Source organism: Mesorhizobium sp. M7A.F.Ca.CA.002.15.2.1 (assembly GCF_003998715.1).
GTDB lineage: Bacteria > Pseudomonadota > Alphaproteobacteria > Rhizobiales > Rhizobiaceae > Mesorhizobium > Mesorhizobium ciceri.
This window is the reverse complement of record NZ_RZPI01000555.1, coordinates 1-3845: the sequence shown is the minus strand read 5'-3', so window position 1 is coordinate 3845 and position 3845 is coordinate 1. Positions and strand designations below refer to the sequence as shown.

The window sequence follows — 3845 nt, the reverse complement described above, 5'->3', positions numbered from 1 at the left end:
GTCTGGTGTCGCGCATCGCCAGCAGCACCACCACGATCGGCGAGCATGCCGAGACGATCGTCGGCGCCTTTGCCGATACCGAGCAACGGGTTGCCGAACGCGCAAGGCGGACCGGCCAGGAAATGGCCGTGCATGCCCGCGAAATCGAGCAGGCGCTTGCCGGCGCCGACGAGCGTCTCGCCTCGAGCGCGGCGGCCGCGGCAGCCCGTGTCGAAGAGCAGGTCTCGGGCGTCGAGAACCGCCTCGCCTTTACGGCCGAGACGATGGGCCAGAAGCTCAACGAGCAGGTGTCGAACGCCGAGGCGCAACTCGTCTCGCGCGCCAATGTGATCGCCGAGACCTTCACCGCGGTTGGCCAGCATATCGGCCAGAGCACCAACGATGCCGCCAAGACGATCGGCGCCAACACCCGCGAACTCAACACCATGCTCGCGGCGCGTTCGGCCGAAATGTCGAAGATCCTCGACGAAACCGCACGGCCTTTGGTCGAGCGCTTCGCCCAGGGCGGCTCGGAACTGCAAAAGAGCATGGAAGAGGTCACAGAACGCGCCACCGAGAAGCTGCGCAGCGAGAATGCCGCACTTGTCGACGCGCTCGCCAACCGCACCGCCGAAACCTTGTCGGCGGTCGAGGGTGCCCGCTCGTCGCTGTCCGACAGCGTCGCCGACCTCATCGGCCGGATGACCAAGTCCAGTTCGCAGCTCGGTCAGCTGATCGAGCAGGCCGCGGTCAATCTCGGCCAGGTCGATGAACGCCTGAGCGGCAGCACGCAAAGCTTCGCCGCCACCACCGAGAAGGCCGCGCAGACCTTTGCCAGCTCGGCACGTCTGGTCGATTCGAACACGACAAGGCTGACGGAACTGTCGTCGTCCACCTTGCGCGAGGTCGCGTCGATTGCCACCAAGTTCGACGAGCACAGCCGCCTGCTGTCCAGTGCTTCGGACCTGTTGAGCTCGGCCCAGAGCAACCTCGAACACACGCTCGAACGGCAGTCGTCGCTCGAAGACCTCGCCGTCGGCCTGGTCAAGAAGTCGGAAGATCTCGAAAGGGTCATGCGCTCGTTCGAAAATCTCGTCGGCCAGACGCTGCAGAACGCCGAAGGCAAGACGATGGAGTCGGCCGACAAGATCCGCAACGCCATCACCGACGTCGTCGACTCGGCAACCAAGCGCTTTGCCGATGCGACCGAGGAGATGCGGCGCACAGCGGGTTCGATCAAGAGCGAGCTCGACCTGACCCGCGCCGAGCTCAAGAAGGGCGTCATCGAAATGCCGGAAGAGGCCAAGGAATCGACTTCGGCCATCCGCCGCGCCGTTTCCGAGCAGATCAACGCCCTGAAGGAGCTTTCGGACATCGTGGCCAAGTCCGGCCGCGGCGGTGAAGGGTCCGAACCACGCAACCTGCGTCCGGCGCCGCAAGCGCCGGCCGCACGCGCTGCCGAGCCGCCGCGCCGAGCACCGGCACCGCAGCCGGACCTGCGCACGCCTCAGGCGCCCTTGGGCGGCCCTGCATTGCGCGGCACGCTCGACCTTGACCGTCCGACCGAGGCGGCACCGCGTCCGCGCGGCGATGCCAACGCCCGCACGCCGCAGGGTGGCTGGGTGCGCGATCTGCTGACCGCGGCATCGAACGATGAGGACCTCAGGTCGGCAGCTCCCCCAGCGACTGCGGAAGCGCCCCGCGCTACGCCTGCCCAGCGATCGCCCCTTCATGTCGTCGAATCGCTGAACTCGCTCTCCGTCGATATCGCGCGGGCCATCGACCACGATGCTTCGATCGAGCTGTGGAACCGCTACCGGCGCGGCGAGCGTGACGTGTTCACAAGGCGGCTCTACACGCTGAAGGGTCAGCAGACGTTCGACGAGATCCGTCGCAAGTATCAGGCCGAGGCCGAGTTCCGCGCCGCCGTCGACCGCTACTGCGACGATTTCGAGAAGCTGCTCAAGGATGTCTCACGCAACGACCGCGACAACATCATGGCGCAGACCTACCTGACGTCGGACACCGGCAAGGTCTACACCATGCTGGCGCATGCGAGCGGCCGCCTGCACTAAGACGGGAATTGAACAGGCGGGCCATGGTCCCGCCTGTGCCTGCTCTAACGTCCGGCACGCGTTGAACCTGCCCGCAACAGGTCTTGCGAGACTATCGATGCCTTCGGAATCCGCCCTAAGTCGATCTCCCGACGGCGCTATAATTCATCCACAGTACCGCTGCCCTAACGCTCGCAGGGTGTGATCGTGAAGACGGCAATCATTTTCGACTGCGAGTTTCTTTGCCTGGAGGGCTCGCAACGCAGATTCTGGTGCGCGGCCCACGATCCCGACCCGGTGATCGCACAGATCGGCGCCGTCAGGCTTGGACTTGAAGGCGACTTCCCCCTGCTCGGAACACACAAGGCCTATATCAAACCGGTCGACCGGTTTGGTCAGAGATACGCCTTGGACCCATTCTTCACCAAACTGACCGGCATCACCGAGGAAGATTTGGAGACAAAAGGGGTGGCACTAGGGGATGCCCTCGCCGACATCGATCGTTTTTCCGAAGGGGCGCGATTCTGGTCCTGGGGCAAGGACGAATTGAACATGATCGCCATCAGCTGCTATGTCGGGGGCATTCAGCCTTCGATCCCGGCCACCCGGTTTGACAACGCCGTCAAGCTGCTGATCGCAGCCGGAATGCCGATCGAGGATCTGGCGAGAACGCCGAGCAACAAGCTTGCGGATTACTACGGCGTCAAGCACCCGCCATTGCAGGGGCACGATGCGCTCGATGACGCGCTGTCCGTGACCTACACCCTGCAGCACCTGATGAAGACCGGAAAGCTCCGGCCGGAGATCTTCGACCACTTGTAGGTAGAGAAGCCTGATGGGATTCCGGCGCGCGTCGCGCTCAGATCACCGAATCCGTCCAGCGCACGATCTGCCCGGCGGCGTCGCCGAACGCCTTGTCGAGTGCGCTGACATAAGCAGGATTGCCGCTGCCCGAGACGGGTGCGGCTGCGGTGAAGCTCTTGGAAGCACGGACCTCGCCGTTGCGATCGTTCAGGATCCGCACGAACAGATCGACCTCGGCATGTTCGCCGCCGTCGACCCGAACCTCGAATGAGCGGATCTCGACGATCACCTGATAGTCGATCGCCAGGCCCTCGCCCGGCTTGCCGACGCCGGCAAAGCTGCCCGATCGCTGGAAGGTCTCGGCCAGCCGCGCCTGCACGATCAGCGGCAGCCGGTCAGCCCATTGCGCGCCCTTGAGATACTGGATCGAACGATCCGACGGCTTGATGACGATGTTCTGGCTGTCCAGCGCCTTGAGCGCCGACGGCTGCGCGATCAGGATCTGGCGGCGGCTGTGGCCATGCGCGTCGACCGACGGCGCCGACAGCTCGAACGTATCGAGCGGCGCGGGCTTGCCGCCCAACGCCGCACAGCCGGCCAGCGTCAAGGCAAGCAGTGCCGCAGCCGATGTCAACCCGCCCGTTTTCACCCACACAGACTTCACGCGCGATCCCCGTTGTCCCCGGATCGTAAGATCGACCCGCTTTCGCGGCTCATGTTTCTGGGGCGCGCCGGCGCCGAAGTCAACGCCGCGCCCTGCCATCGAATTGCCGAACCTCGCCGTCGCCACCCGACAGGATGCGCTGCGGATTGCGGCTGAGGTCGGTTACCGCCTCCTCGATGCGGCTGATCGAACGGCGGCTGTCCTGCACCAGCGCTTCGACGTTCGAAAGCCCCTGGCCCGAGAATCGCGCCAGATTGTCGGTGATGACGCCAAGGCGGGCATTCAGCGTGTCGGCAACCTGCTTGAACGACTTCAGCGTCGCCCTCGCATCCGCCATCACGCCG

Annotated in this window: 2 protein-coding genes and 2 pseudogenes; 2 read left to right on the top strand and 2 right to left on the bottom strand. The window is 64.8% G+C overall.

The genetic code is table 11. The features are described 5' to 3' along the window. Both ENZ74_RS24900 and ENZ74_RS24895 read left to right on the top strand, forming a co-directional pair. Positions 1-2054, top strand: a pseudogene (locus tag ENZ74_RS24900) (kinesin); the annotation flags it as partial. Between the two features lie 186 nt (positions 2055-2240). Next, on the top strand, positions 2241-2855 hold the full coding sequence (locus ENZ74_RS24895) for a 3'-5' exonuclease (protein WP_063170226.1): 615 nt from the start codon (positions 2241-2243) through the stop codon (positions 2853-2855). A gap of 37 nt (positions 2856-2892) precedes the next feature. Here the strand turns inward: ENZ74_RS24895 and ENZ74_RS24890 are convergent, their stop codons facing one another. Both ENZ74_RS24890 and ENZ74_RS24885 read right to left on the bottom strand, forming a co-directional pair. Further along, positions 2893-3600, bottom strand: coding sequence for an ABC-type transport auxiliary lipoprotein family protein (locus ENZ74_RS24890; protein WP_063167914.1), 708 nt, complete (start codon positions 3598-3600; stop codon positions 2893-2895). Beyond that, positions 3581-3845, bottom strand: a pseudogene (locus ENZ74_RS24885) (MCE family protein); the annotation flags it as partial. The pseudogene ENZ74_RS24885 and the gene ENZ74_RS24890, both read right to left, overlap by 20 nt.

Excerpts from the sequence above, each read along its gene's own strand:
- ENZ74_RS24890 (WP_063167914.1), bottom strand. The coding sequence starts at position 3,600 with ATGGCAGGGCGCGGCGTTGACTTCGGCGCCGGCGCGCCCCAGAAACAT.